The organism is Alteromonas sp. I10, assembly GCF_003201515.1.
In the GTDB taxonomy this organism is placed as follows: Bacteria; Pseudomonadota; Gammaproteobacteria; order Enterobacterales; family Alteromonadaceae; genus Alteromonas; species Alteromonas macleodii.
The window spans coordinates 295,264-307,564 of sequence record NZ_QJJN01000004.1; the positions used below are offsets into that span (position 1 = coordinate 295,264).

12 protein-coding genes are annotated in these 12,301 nt (G+C 43.5%); 8 read left to right on the plus strand and 4 right to left on the minus strand.

Annotated elements, in window-relative coordinates:
• The first annotated feature begins 213 nt into the window (after nucleotides 1–213).
• Entirely contained in the window at nucleotides 214–819 is a 606-nt protein-coding gene (locus BZA03_RS10300) for an exopolysaccharide biosynthesis protein (protein WP_014976802.1), read from the plus strand.
• A gap of 8 nt (nucleotides 820–827) precedes the next feature.
• Here BZA03_RS10300 and BZA03_RS10305 read toward each other — a convergent pair whose 3' ends face one another.
• Nucleotides 828–1,751, minus strand: coding sequence for a LysR family transcriptional regulator (locus BZA03_RS10305; protein WP_014976801.1), 924 nt, complete (start codon nucleotides 1,749–1,751; stop codon nucleotides 828–830).
• Nucleotides 1,752–1,807: 56 nt separating this feature from the next.
• Nucleotides 1,808–2,158, minus strand: coding sequence for a rhodanese-like domain-containing protein (locus BZA03_RS10310; protein WP_014949817.1), 351 nt, complete (start codon nucleotides 2,156–2,158; stop codon nucleotides 1,808–1,810).
• A 184-nt stretch (nucleotides 2,159–2,342) separates the two neighbouring features.
• On the opposite strand from BZA03_RS10310, the gene BZA03_RS10315 reads away from it, so the two are divergent.
• Nucleotides 2,343–2,654: a helix-turn-helix transcriptional regulator gene (locus BZA03_RS10315; RefSeq protein ID WP_014949816.1), complete on the plus strand. Its 312-nt coding sequence runs from the start codon at nucleotides 2,343–2,345 to the stop codon at nucleotides 2,652–2,654.
• 96 nt (nucleotides 2,655–2,750) lie between these two features.
• On the opposite strand, the gene BZA03_RS10320 is transcribed toward BZA03_RS10315, so the two are convergent.
• Complete coding sequence (locus tag BZA03_RS10320) at nucleotides 2,751–3,500, minus strand: PRC-barrel domain-containing protein (RefSeq protein WP_101564948.1); 750 nt, start codon at nucleotides 3,498–3,500, stop codon at nucleotides 2,751–2,753.
• A 192-nt stretch (nucleotides 3,501–3,692) separates the two neighbouring features.
• Nucleotides 3,693–4,049, minus strand: coding sequence for a DUF413 domain-containing protein (gene maoP, locus BZA03_RS10325; RefSeq protein WP_014949814.1), 357 nt, complete (start codon nucleotides 4,047–4,049; stop codon nucleotides 3,693–3,695).
• A gap of 399 nt (nucleotides 4,050–4,448) precedes the next feature.
• On the opposite strand from maoP, the gene BZA03_RS20415 reads away from it, so the two are divergent.
• The 6 genes from BZA03_RS20415 to BZA03_RS10350 all read left to right on the plus strand — a co-directional run bounded on the left by BZA03_RS20415 (nucleotide 4,449) and on the right by BZA03_RS10350 (nucleotide 12,200).
• The gene (locus BZA03_RS20415) at nucleotides 4,449–4,616 is read left to right on the plus strand and encodes a hypothetical protein (RefSeq protein ID WP_014949813.1); all 168 of its coding nucleotides are present in this window, start codon (nucleotides 4,449–4,451) and stop codon (nucleotides 4,614–4,616) included.
• A gap of 126 nt (nucleotides 4,617–4,742) precedes the next feature.
• Complete coding sequence (locus BZA03_RS10330; RefSeq protein ID WP_014979575.1) at nucleotides 4,743–5,573, plus strand: LysR family transcriptional regulator; 831 nt, start codon at nucleotides 4,743–4,745, stop codon at nucleotides 5,571–5,573.
• 72 nt (nucleotides 5,574–5,645) lie between these two features.
• The gene (locus BZA03_RS10335; protein WP_014949811.1) at nucleotides 5,646–5,996 is read left to right on the plus strand and encodes a DUF2750 domain-containing protein; all 351 of its coding nucleotides are present in this window, start codon (nucleotides 5,646–5,648) and stop codon (nucleotides 5,994–5,996) included.
• Between the two features lie 124 nt (nucleotides 5,997–6,120).
• Nucleotides 6,121–6,354, plus strand: coding sequence for a DUF2789 domain-containing protein (locus BZA03_RS10340; RefSeq protein WP_014949810.1), 234 nt, complete (start codon nucleotides 6,121–6,123; stop codon nucleotides 6,352–6,354).
• A 68-nt stretch (nucleotides 6,355–6,422) separates the two neighbouring features.
• The gene (locus BZA03_RS10345; protein WP_110288716.1) at nucleotides 6,423–7,811 is read left to right on the plus strand and encodes a ribonuclease J; all 1,389 of its coding nucleotides are present in this window, start codon (nucleotides 6,423–6,425) and stop codon (nucleotides 7,809–7,811) included.
• A gap of 216 nt (nucleotides 7,812–8,027) precedes the next feature.
• Nucleotides 8,028–12,200, plus strand: coding sequence for an EAL domain-containing protein (locus BZA03_RS10350; protein ID WP_110288717.1), 4,173 nt, complete (start codon nucleotides 8,028–8,030; stop codon nucleotides 12,198–12,200).
• Nucleotides 12,201–12,301: the final 101 nt, after the last annotated feature.

Consider the following 12,301-nt stretch of genomic DNA (forward strand, 5'->3'; position numbering starts at 1 on the left):
ACTTATCAGGGGCATTTGCAAAAAGTATTCCTGTCTTCAACACACCGTCACATGCATTCGATGGCATATTTTTCGCACGATTTGCCTGTCTAAGGTTACTTGCAATCTCACTATGGTAAATCGAGTAGGTGCAAGAAATGTATATTAATTAGGCGAGGAGCCCGTCTGATTAGCGCGACGTTCGCTGGTAATGTGATATCAAAGGAATTGAAGATGTGGGGAAAAACAGCTGTAAGATCAATGACCTTGTACGAGTTGTTGGGGAAAATGCAGCCGCGAGCAAGACAAGATACGTTCGAGTTTGCTGAGTTCTGGGATGTGATGGAGAAAAGAGGCTTTGGACCAATGTTGGCGCTGCCATCTTTTATCGCTTGCACACCGATTGGGGCCATCCCTGGGATCCCATCTTTAGCGGGTGGGACAATTTTACTCATCGCGTTGCAAATTTTACTCGGTCGTAGGCATCCTTGGTTACCGCAAAAAGTGATGCAACTAAACTGTGACGCCGATCAGCTTCGCTACATTGTCGAAAAGGTTAAACCGTATGCAGTACGCGTAGACCGCTTTTTAGTTCCTCGGTGTTTTTTCATGCGCCAGCCTGTGTTCAGATCACTCATCGCATTATGTTGTGCAGGTTGCGGACTTGTAATGATTCCTCTGGAGCTTATTCCCTTTATGGGCCTTATTCCCGCTTTTGCTGTTTTTATTATGGCAATAGGCATGGCCACAGACGATGGTGCTGTGGCGTTAGTTGGTGTTTCATTGTCGCTATTTGGCTTTATACTTGGATTTGAACGCCTTGCAGTCGCTCTAAGCTGATGGTCAAACTACTCAGTACACGAATCGAGCATAAAATCTGACGATGGAAGGTTCATTGTTTGATATCGTAGCTCACCAATAAAAGCACGGGCAGCTGGCCCCAACGTATCGCCGTCTTCAAAAGACAGATAAAGGAGCGCCTTACGCAATGCTGCATTATTATCCAGGGGAAGGGGAACGAGTGTACCGTCTTCAAGCTCATCTTTAATTATTGCTATAGGCAGCCACGCAAAACCCAACCCCTGAGCAATAATATCTAATGACGTTCTAACGTGGCTTACGGTCCAGCGTTGCTCTGCACCTAACCAGCCCACATCAGCTTTACGCTCCGCAGATGAATCCCTTACCACAATTTGACGATGCGCTTTTAAGTCTTCCAGTGTGAGCGTTCTATCTAATTGGTGTAGTGGATGGTCGGCGTGAGCGACAGCTGCAAACTCAATTTCGCACAAGTCTTCGCTAAAGCCATTTGGAAATACGAAAGGAGAGATGCCTAAATCAACTTTACCATTGCTCAAAAGTGAATTTGCGCCACTGAGCACAGTTTCTTCTATCTCGATACGAAGCAGCGGGAACTCAGCAGAAACTTTCGCTAGCACGTTATAAAGCAATTCAGACGGAAAAATAATATCCACCGCTATGCGTAAAGTTGTTTCTGTGCCAGATTGAAGGCTATTGGCAACGGCCTCGAGCTTGTGCGCTTCGCTCAGCAAAAAAGAGGCACGGCGATACATAAGTTCGCCTTGCGGAGAAAGCTGGACTTTACGTCCAATATTCTCAAACAACGACACACCAATGGCGTTTTCAAGCTTTTGAACCGCGTGGTGAACGCTCGATTGACTTTTGTGAACTTCAGCAGCAGCTTGATTAAAGCCGCCTGCATCGACGACGGCTTTGAACATTCGCCATTGTTCTAACGTAGATTTCAGCATACAGCGCCTTAAAACTCTTAATTAACAATACTTATAGCATACACGTGGTTAAGAAGTCATTTTCGGTTTGCTTGGTTTATCGTGGGTACAGGGCATGTCACCACCGAAACGTTCTCATAGCCCATTTTTATAAGTTGCTCTGCTGCTAGTTTTGCTCGAATGCCCGATGCACAGTGAATATAAAGTGGCGCTGAAGCATCTTTAAACTGTTCCAGTGCCTTCATTTCGAGCACGCCGCGTGGTATGTGAAGCGCAGAAGGTACGGGCTGATTGGCAACTTCGGCACTCTCCCGTACATCAATCAGTATACCGCTATTGTTTCGGCACTCACTGGCCGCTTGCTCCGCAGATACAGTGCGTAAGTTATCGTCTATGTTTTCTATTCGAGTCTTCATATCTATAAGCATACTTTTCCTTTTTGCCTAAACTTGGTTAAAATAAGTAAAATCTAATATATTGATGTCAGCGTAATAAAACAATGTAAAATACAGGGATTCGTCGCATAAATTGGCAGGTCGGCAAAATGTCTTATACTTTAGTATAGTAAATGGCTAAATTGGTGCCGAAATACTTTACAGATAGAGAGTGCTTATGTCCGAGGATATGGTAATAGGTTCAGATGATATAATGGAACACGCTGCGGAAGCCGAGATCTTCCTAAAGCAATTCGCGAATAAAACACGCCTTATGGTGCTTTGTTCGTTGCTGAAAGAGGAAAAATCGGTAACCGAACTTCTCGAAGTTGTTAGCGTCTCGCAGCCAGTGATTTCTCAGCATCTTGCTTTATTGCGAGAATCAAAGATGGTGGCCACAAGAAGGGAAGGTCAAACTATTTACTACCGCTTAGCAGACGAGCGCGTCAAGCGTTTGATTGCTTTGATGTACGAATTTTTCTGCGAGTAATCTTCTTTTTGTATCCTAAGCTACAATGTCCGCCTTCAACAACGGACATTGTAAAGTTCCTAACTAAAAATCGCCAACAGTGACATTCTTCGGTTATTAATTTCCTTTTTTATTCAATTGCTCGCAAAGCATAGGCACATAGCCTTCTTCAGATATTTTTTCACTTTCCACTTCAGGTCTATCAACCAATTCGTCGTGACTTAAATTCACTACTACGCTGTGCGCCGCCCAGTCGATACTTTCAATATCGCTAGGTAGAAGTGCGAGATGTTTGCCACCCGGAAGCCAGTTGTTGGTATCTACCACTAGCATGATTATCTTCCAGCTTTCGGTGTCAATGACGAAGTTACTGATGTGGCCAACGTTATCAGTGGTTGTAGCAACTTCATATCCACCAACTTCGCCCACTGCTCTTAGGTGGTTGGTGCTCTTTTTCGGGTTTTCAGTTTCAGACTCTTCAGCGCGCTGTAATTCGACCAGTTCATTTGGATGTGCGAACTCCCCCCAAGCTCCTGGTCCAATCCAGTAGTATCCGTAACCAAAATATTTGAAGAGATTTTCTTCGTATTCACGTGACACAGGCTTATGTTCGTCAATAGAGGGGCTGTTTTTTAATGTATCAACTGTCATATTGATATGAACAGACTCACTATCTTCATCTAACTGTTTGACAGATATAGGTGATATCACCACTTTACGGCTAAGCGGTAGCCAAGTATTGGTATCTGCGACCAAGTAGCGAACAGTGAAGGTTTCGTCATCGAAAAGGATATCGCGGATGCCGCCCACTTTGTCATCTAGGGCATGTATTGAAAAGTGAGTAAGCTGTTTTGAACTAATGATCATCGTTGCGCCTCCTTTGCATGGGCTCGTTTTTCAGAATGAAATGCACAATTCACTGCACATCACTCTGTATTACTACTAAGTGTAGACAGTCCTTAATGTTTCTTCATTTTGTTCTTGTCTGAAGTTGATTGAGATCATTTGTTCAATAACAAAAAAGCTCGCCGGAGCGAGCTTTTTAGTAATGCTGTAGCATTATGCTACATCGAATTCTTCATCAGAGTAGTCTTCATCATAGTCTGATTGGTTACTCGCACTGCTGTGAAGGGTGTAGAAGTGCTTTTTGCCCCTTGCTAATCTGACGTATTTCGCCCAGGCTTTCTCTAGGTTATTGCTAGCTTCAACTTTACCTGTAACGAATTCGACGAAATGTCTCTCATCATCACTTTCAGGCGACAATTCGCCACTTTCAAGTCCTAGCAGTGTTTTGCCGTAGTGGGTTAGAAGATCGGCTTCAGTAATACTGAAGTCACCTGATTTACGAAAACCGTATGGAAACTTCTGACGGTCAATATAAGGTTTTGCAGATTGTCGAATAGCTAAACTTTTCATGTTGTACCCAACGTAATGTTTTGTTCAGCGCACTTTTAAGATAATTAAAAACGAAGATAAAACAAAAGATTTTTCTCTTATCAATAAAAAATTTTTAACGGTATAAAATCTAACACTAAATTTTAGATTACGTTTGAAAAGTATACAGAAAGTGCGAGGGTATAACCTCAAGCGTCATATGCCTAAGTTTTTGAAATTAAAGTAAAATGTAGGTATTTAATTATTGGCCCTGCAACGGGCGTCGCTATAACACGAGCGTAATTGAGTTGGACGTTAAAAGTCTATGAAAATCACTGATGGGAATAATCAAAAATTCTTGTCGCTACGATGATTAAAATTCGTTTTCTATTTTGTCGCTTAAGATAATAATTGAGGTGTGTTAACAACCCAGAGAAGTCAATGAGTAAAGACTATCGTTACCAGCGTGATGAATGGGACTCGGTAGAAGAGGAAGATTTTCACGCTAAAAAGCCAAATTCCAAACGTCAAAGTACTGTAAAGGAAAAGCAGAAGCGTGACCTGCAACGCCGTGACAAACAGCGTCGCCTGCACCAAGAAGAGTATTAATTCAGCGAGTTGGTGAAATTTTAATAAAGCGTACCGTTTATAGCGGTGCGCTTCTGTGCTTTTGTGTTTACTTGCCGTATTATCTGTGTCAATTTAGACCCACTTTGATTCGGTTGTACAATAAGCATGGATATACGCTTTCTCACCACCTTTATAGAGGTGGCAAAAACTCGTCACTTTGGTAAAGCGGCTGAAAACCTTTACCTCACTCAATCTGCAGTCAGTGCGCGCATAAAGCTACTTGAAGAGTATTTTCATACCACGCTTTTTATTAGGCAACGCAACAGTATACAGCTCACTCAATCTGGTGAGAAACTTCTGCCTTACGCTAGGCAATTATGCGCAACGCTAAACGAAGCAAAACAAGAGCTCCAAATTCAATCCTCTGAATATGTTGTTTGCGGCGCAACACAGCTGGCGAGCGAGCTGTTATTGCCTCAGATGCTCAGTCACCTACACAACTCGTTTCCCGATTGGTCAGTAAAGGCTGAAGTTCTTACGTTAGATACCCTTTCGCGACAATTGCACGAAAGGGTGACAGACTTATCATTCTCCACTGAACCGTTGAAATCTGAAGAAGTAAACAGTGATGTATTACTAGAGCAGGATTTGGCGCTATATAGAATTGGACAAGCGTCTGAGACTATTGATGCAGCAGATTTTGTGGCTATTGATTGGGGAACTAAGGCAAGAGACTGGTTGCTTACTGCTTACCCTCAACTTCGCGATGCAAAGTTAAGAACCAATTCGTTGAATCTTGCGCTTAACAATTTACAGAGCGAAGGTGGTATTGCCGTATTACCGACCAACGTTGAGAGTCAGTTACCCGGTAGTGTGAAAGTGACCAGAATCGAAACGTTAGAAAACGTATCGTTTAAGGTGTATGTGCACAGCATGAAGCAAGTCAGACGAGTGGGTCTAGCAGAGATAATAGAAAGCGTGTCTAAAGCGTGTTAACCGCTGCCATTAAATTTACCCACTGTGCCTAATTTAAAGGCATGTGAGTCGCAGAATTAAAGAGAGAAACTTATGTCACAATTACATCCTTTATTGGAAAAAAACGCATTTCAACGACTAGAAGCAAGCCTTGCAACAATTAAAGCGGAAGAGAAACTCTTCATTCTTAAAGATGAGCACGGCTGCGTAATGCTAACTACTGATGAAGAAGATGGTGTTCCGGTTTGGCCTGATGCTGAGTTAGCACTTTTGTGGGCAACCGAAGACTGGGCACACTGTGAAGCGATGGAATTAAGCACCGAAGAGTTTTTGACTAAGTGGGTGCCGGGCATGACGCAAGATGAATTAATGGTCATTGTATGTCCTGTACCTGCTGAAGAAGGAGAGGTGATTACGCCAGAAGAGTTCGCTGACTACCTTTAAGATGTGATCTCAAGGGGAAGACAAAGGGTAATTATCCAGTAAGCAAATGGGGCATAAAAAAGTTAGTTGGGTACAACGTATCTGGCGTTTATTGTGCCCTTAATTGATAACCCAAGGAGGCGTTATGTTTACTGAGCAACCCACAATGAATAGTCTATTCAGCCAACTAGGTTTAGGAAGTTCAGACGAAGAAATTGCTGAATTTTTTGAAACACATCGAGGGCTGAATAAGAGCCAACATCTTCATGAAGCGCCTTATTGGAATGAAAGTCAGTCTGCATTTTTGAAAGATGCCATTGTTGAAGACGCTGCGTGGGCCGAAGTGATAGACCAACTTAATGCTGAATTGCACGAATGATGGCTCTGCGCTCATAGATTTAAACGTCAAACTAATATTCAATGCTCTGAGAGAAGGTAATAGCCGTTTTGTTGCACCCATCTGCTGATGATTTGTGGTTTCTTCCGTTAGGCGGAACGGGCGAAATTGGGATGAACCTCAATTTGTATGGTCACGATGGTCAATGGTTAATGGTTGACTGTGGGGTTTCTTTTGATGAGCCTCTCGTACCTGCCTACAAAGGCGTCAGCCAAGCGTCTAACCAGAATACGTTCAAAGCCACTACGCATCGCGTTGTGGCTCCGGACCCCTCATTTATTGCTAAACAAAAAGAAGCACTAGCTGGCATTGTCATTACCCACGCCCATGAAGATCATGTAGGCGCAATTCCTTACCTTTGGGAACGTTTCCAAAAGCCAATTTATACTACGTCTTTTACCGCCGAAGTGTTAAGGCGAAAGCTTGCAAGGAGCAAATTGGCTAACCGTATTGCCATTATTGAAGTCGATGCAGGCGATACCAAGCAAATCGGGCCTTTTAGCGTTAACTGGCTAGCCATTACTCATTCGCTTCCAGAACCCTTCGCACTAAAAATCAATACACCAGTAGGCACAGTATTGCATACAGCAGACTGGAAAATTGATGCCAACCCCATAACAGGTTTACCTTTTGACGTTAGCCTTTACAAGCGACTAGGCAGTGAGAATATTCTTGCCATGGTTGGAGACTCTACCAATGCAACAAAACCGGGCTTTTCAATTTCAGAGAGAAATTGTTACGACGGCCTATTAAGCACTATCGCGCCGTTAAAGGGGAGAGCGGTGGTAGGATGCTTTGGTAGCAATATAGCACGGCTAATTTCGCTGGCTAAAGTCGCGAAGAAAACTAAGCGCTACATGGCGCTGTACGGTCGTTCGTTAATGAACATGTACGGCATTGCCAAGCAACAGGGCATTTGGCCAGACGATTTACCTGTGACCGATCCCCAACATTTAGGTTATCTTCCCCCCCATGAAGTTTTAGCCGTAGCGACAGGCAGCCAGGGCGAGAAAAATACCGCGCTGGCGCGTTTTGCAAAAGACACTCACCCTCACCTTAGTTTAGATAAAGGGGATACTGTGCTATTTTCTTCGATAGTTATTCCTGGAAATGAAGAAAGTGTAGGCCGACTAACTAAAGCGCTGCAGGCAAAGGGAGTAACGGTTATTCACAGTGAAGATAGCACGCTGCCAATTCATGCCAGCGGTCACCCCTGTGAAGAAGAATTAAAGCTCATGTATCATTGGGTAAAACCTACCATTGCTATTCCGGTTCACGGCGAGCATCAACACCTTCAAGCACATGCAAATATTGCTAAAGCGTGCGGTATTAAAAAGACCTATGTAGGGCAGAACGGTGATTTGTACAGGCTAGCGCCACAGCCAAGCATTCGCAGGCAGGTTGTTCCAGTTGGTCGCATTCCTGTACAGCAAGAGTAAAATAAAAATATCGAAATAGCCCTAAGTGTATTTAGTCGGACGCGCCTTTTGCTTTTGTTCATATTGCACTCTTTAGAAAAATTAATTTTTATTTATCAATGCGATAGATGTGTCCTTCACGTTTTTAAAAACCTCATTTTAGAAGCTGCCCAAGTTTAAAACATTCTGTTACACTTGGGTTTATAATAAAAATTTAAAACGTGCGACCCATTTTTGATGAGATATTTCAACTATCTTTTACTGCTGGTTTTAGTTGTAAGCCTACAAGCGGTGGCCTCACCGCGACTGTCTAATCCCGTCTTTCAGTCTTTATCGACCAAAAATGGCCTTCCGCAAGATATCGTCAACGACATTGTTATAAACGAAGATGGCTTTGTGTGGATAGCCACAGAAGGTGGTTTGGTTCGTTGGGATGGAGTAAGAACTAAACGAGTAGCAGGTCCAGACAATTCTCTTATCGACTCATCCATTTATCGACTTGCTCTTCAAGGTACTGAAGCGTTGTGGTTTAGCGTGTACGGCAGAGGAGTTTATTATCTCGATTTAGCCACTCAGGATGTGGTGCAATTAGAGCCAACGTACTACCACGACTTTGAAGGTTTTGTGCAACATGCGGAAACCTTTCATTGGCAAGATGACACGCACCTTATCATTGCACTGACAGAAGAAGTGCATAAATTTAACACGCAAACTAAAACCCTTGAGCGAATAGCAAAGCTCCCTGAGCCGCTGTTGGGTAACAGCCAAAGCATCCGGGCGGCAATCACCGTTGAAGACACCTTACTGGTAGCCACTACATCGGGGGTGTACGTCAAAAATATCAACAATTTAGAACAGCCTTTACGTAGACTTGATTACCTGGGTGATATTCCCGAAAACCTCGATAACGCCAATGCAAAGTTTCTACTTTTAGACGATAAGGACAGGGTGTGGATTTCAACGGTTTTGGGCGTATTTGTTGCTCAGAAACAAGACTTTCTCAAGCAGGTACAAGGCGAAAAAGAACATGTCTTTACACAGGTTGTATCCGACAGAAACGTGTGGACGTTGGTTCAGTACAAAGACAACGCTTTTTGGATGGGCACTAATAAAGGGCTATATCAGCTGAGTAAAAAAGCAGGTGGTTGGGAATACGAACACATCTTAGAACCGCATAACGGTTTCACCGAAATTTCAAACAAAAAAATTATCGCCATTGCCAAAGATGAATCTGACAACCTCTGGTTAAGTTCAGTCTATGCTGGCGCGCTGTATTTCGGTGTGAAAAGTGCGGATATTTTTGCCATCCAGAATGAACGAGCAGGAGAGGCTAGCGTTTTGACTAGCCATGTGGTGTGGTCGTTTGCCGAGACTGAGCCTAATAAAATTTGGATAGGTACAGAAAATGGGCTTAATCACTATGATTTCACGACCAAAAAGTCTGAGAAGTATCTGTATTCAAAAAGCCAAAGAGCGATTATCGGCGAAGGAGCCGTAGACAAAATTGTTCCAACGCAAAGTGGCGAATTGTTTCTCAATACGTACAACGGAATACGGTTGTTTGATATGGAAACAGGGAAGGCTAACCGGCCAGAGGTATTAAAAGGTGGTGATAACACCATATTTGATGCGTATGGCACGGGAATGATGCTTTCAGATAAAGGGGATTTGTACTTTATTGGCAACGAAGGTTTTATAAAGTATGACGTGGACGAGAAAGAAATTTCCTCTTTAGAGCTGGATCCTCGTGTTTTTGACATAAATTTTTCATTGGGTTTCTTGGGGCAGTCTCATTACCACAATGATCGATTATTTTTTGCTACCGAAGGTGGTTTGTGGTTAATCGACCCAGAGACGTTTCAGCATGAATTGGTCTATCGATTCTCAGAGCTACAGCGTGGCCGAGATCGCTCTATATCGTCGTGGGTTATCGACGATATGGGTGTGCTGTGGCTTGCATACAGTGGCGTAGGGTTGGTTGGTATAGACGCAGACACGTTTGAGCCGTTGTACAACCTAAATGAATCGAATATTTTATTATCAAACATTGTTTACGGGCTGCAAAAAGACGAAGCAGGCAATATCTGGTTTAGTTCGCACAAAGGGTTACACAATTACGATCCGTCTACCGGCCAAATCAAGAACTTTATCTACGGACGAGAGCTAAGTGTTTCTGAGTTTAACCAAGGGGCTTCGCTTAAGCTTAAGGACGGTCGACTGGCTTACGGTTCGACGAGCGGCGCTGTGGTTTTCTCTGCATCGCAATTGGAAAGCTTGGAAGTTGGAAGAAGTTTGCTCAGTAAGCAAACTGCTATAACGGAAGTTGCCGTAGATAATAGGGTGCTTAATCAGCCGCTTAAAAACCTAAGTGGACATCATTTCGATCTCGATTACGAAGATTATGGGTTAACAATCCATTTTTCGTCATTAGCGATGTCAGGCATAGGAAAAGTAAAGTACTACTACAAGCTGTTGAACGGTGATCGCGTCGTTACAGAAGGCGTGACTGACGATGCAAAAATAACCTTTACCAACATAGAACCGGGTGACTACGTTTTTTCTGTTGCCCCCACGCCAGGTAGTTTCGACTATAACGTGCTACCGGCTGAAATTACGCTTTATATGCCACATGCGCCTCTGCGTTCACCGCTTGCATATACTATTTACGCAGCGCTCATCGTAAGTTTATTCGTAGCATATTTACTCTCCCGTCAACGCCAACTGTTTAGACTACAAAAAGCTCAGCAGCAGGTAACGCTATTCAGTGACGCTTTTAGACAAACTCGAGACTGGGTTTTAATTTTTGATAAAGAAAAGCGTTTAGTTGCCGCGAACCCAGCTTTTGAACACGTGTTCGGCTTTAATAATAAAGAGCCGTTACCCAAGCAGTTGGCACGACTTTATTTGCGTTACCCAACGTTGAATAGACACCTGTCTGGCAAATTACCGGAAATGCAGGGAGGGGATTTTTGGAAAGACGAGGCCGTGATCGATGGTGCTGATGGCAAGCGCTACGACGTGCTTATTGATATAACAGCGGTAAGTGGCGAAAGTAATACTGCAGAGCATTACCTGATTGTTATTTCCGACATCACAGAACAAAAAAATGCTGAGCGCAAACTTCTGAAAATCGCGACCTACGATAGCTTAACAGGCTTGGTCAACAGAACATTGCTGCTAGACAGACTGGAGCATGCTATTGGGCTTGCCCGTCATCATGAGCATCGTGTGGCGGTGATGTTTGTTGACTTGGATAGATTTAAAGGTATTAACGACTCACTTGGGCATGACTACGGTGACAAACTGCTGCGCATTGTAGCCAACCGAATGCGAAACCTTGTGGCTGAGTCGGGCACCGTTGCGCGATTAGGTGGCGATGAATTCGTTATTGTTATTGAGGAAGTTAATGCCAATGACGACTTGAGCTCATTCGTGGCCCAAATCATTGAGTCAGTAGAAACGCCTATATCGTTAGCAGAGGAAGTGCTTCGTGTTTCTTGCAGTATTGGCGTGGCGTTTTATCCAGAAGACGCCTCTGAGCCTGCTGAGCTTATCAAGCAGGCTGATGTGGCCATGTATACGGCGAAGAAGGACGCATTAAGCGGCTTTACCTACTTTACGACAGACATGAATGAACGTGCCAAAACGCGTTTACAGCTTGAAAATAAAGTAAAACGTGCCTATTCAGACGACTGCTTCTTCAATCACTACCAGCCAATTATAGATGCCAGAACTAATACCACTATTGGGGTTGAGTTACTGCTGCGAGGAAAACTGGATAACGAGCCTCTTTTCCCCGATCAGTTCATTCCGGTACTTGAAGAATTGAAGTACATAATAGAAGTTACACGACAGGCAATGCGAAGAGCGGCAGAGGACTTGTCGTCCTGGTACAGCCAAGGCTTCACGGGATTTGTCTCTATTAATCTATCTGCACTTCACTTCAAAACCGAATTCGACTTAACCGGTGTGCTAACCCTGCTTGATGAGTTCAATCTACCCAAAGAAGCGTTTCGATTCGAGATTACCGAAGGCGTATTGATGGATGACAGTGACAATGCGTTAAGACAGATTAATCGGTTTGTGAAAGAAGGTTTTGTATTAGCCCTTGACGATTTTGGTACAGGTTACTCGTCTTTAAGCTATTTAAAGCGTTATCCGTTGTCGGTATTAAAAATCGACAAGAGCTTCGTTAACGAAATGGCGCCGGGTAATGCAAACGAAGCGCTGGTAACAACAACCATTACGTTAGCGAATAACTTGAATATGAGTTGTGTTGCGGAAGGCGTTGAAACAAAAGCGCAAGCAGAAGAATTGATTGGAAAAGCGTGTTATTTCCACCAGGGCTATTTCTACGCCAAGCCTTGTACCGCCGAGGAAGTTGCACCGCTGTTATTTAAAGCGTGGTAAAACGTCGATATTTACCGCGTTTTTCTAACAGATAAGACCATAAAGATTCAAAAGCCAAATCTATAAGAAAACTAAATTTAGCCTCTAAAGCCTTGTTATTC

Bases quoted from the DNA above. Each gene is read 5' to 3' on its own strand.
- BZA03_RS10335 (WP_014949811.1), top strand. From the start codon at position 5,646: ATGTCACAATTACATCCTTTATTGGAAAAAAACGCATTTCAACGACTA.
- maoP (WP_014949814.1), bottom strand. From the start codon at position 4,049: ATGAAAAGTTTAGCTATTCGACAATCTGCAAAACCTTATATTGACCGT.
- BZA03_RS20415 (WP_014949813.1), top strand. From the start codon at position 4,449: ATGAGTAAAGACTATCGTTACCAGCGTGATGAATGGGACTCGGTAGAA.
- BZA03_RS10310 (WP_014949817.1), bottom strand. From the start codon at position 2,158: ATGCTTATAGATATGAAGACTCGAATAGAAAACATAGACGATAACTTA.
- BZA03_RS10340 (WP_014949810.1), top strand. From the start codon at position 6,121: ATGTTTACTGAGCAACCCACAATGAATAGTCTATTCAGCCAACTAGGT.
- BZA03_RS10305 (WP_014976801.1), bottom strand. From the start codon at position 1,751: ATGCTGAAATCTACGTTAGAACAATGGCGAATGTTCAAAGCCGTCGTC.
- BZA03_RS10315 (WP_014949816.1), top strand. From the start codon at position 2,343: ATGTCCGAGGATATGGTAATAGGTTCAGATGATATAATGGAACACGCT.
- BZA03_RS10320 (WP_101564948.1), bottom strand. From the start codon at position 3,500: ATGATCATTAGTTCAAAACAGCTTACTCACTTTTCAATACATGCCCTA.
- BZA03_RS10350 (WP_110288717.1), top strand. From the start codon at position 8,028: ATGAGATATTTCAACTATCTTTTACTGCTGGTTTTAGTTGTAAGCCTA.
- BZA03_RS10330 (WP_014979575.1), top strand. From the start codon at position 4,743: ATGGATATACGCTTTCTCACCACCTTTATAGAGGTGGCAAAAACTCGT.
- BZA03_RS10300 (WP_014976802.1), top strand. From the start codon at position 214: ATGTGGGGAAAAACAGCTGTAAGATCAATGACCTTGTACGAGTTGTTG.